Annotated in this window: 1 protein-coding gene; it reads right to left on the bottom strand. The window is 51.3% G+C overall.

Annotated elements, in window-relative coordinates:
- Positions 1-146: 146 nt before the first annotated feature.
- On the bottom strand, positions 147-355 hold a 209-nt coding region (locus ACVOKO_RS19440), incomplete at its 5' end, for a hypothetical protein (RefSeq protein WP_346501036.1).

A 355-nucleotide genomic window follows, 5' to 3' on the forward strand; every position in this document is an offset into this window, starting at 1 on the left:
TGCAGCCTAAGCTGTGCGAGAGTAGGTCATCGTCAGGGTTTTATCTAAAACCCCGCTGCTCACGCAGCGGGGTTTGTCTTTTTATGTAAGCCAGGTGTTTTTAAGCCTGGGTTGGTTCAACAACTTCACGAAGAACTTCAAGTTCATCAAATAAGGTGTTGACGGAAACAAAAAGCCTGCCATAATAGGCGGCTCGCTTCGACGAAAAGCCTTCGGGCCAACGCTGAAGCCGCCGAGTCAACCACCCCGAAATGAGGTGTTGACGAAGCAGAAAAGCCACCATATAATGGGCGGCTCGCTACGACGGAAACGTCGCAGCCTACGAAGAAGGCGCTGAGGCCTGATTCGAAGTTCT

The organism is Stenotrophomonas sp. STEN240 (assembly GCF_056756175.1).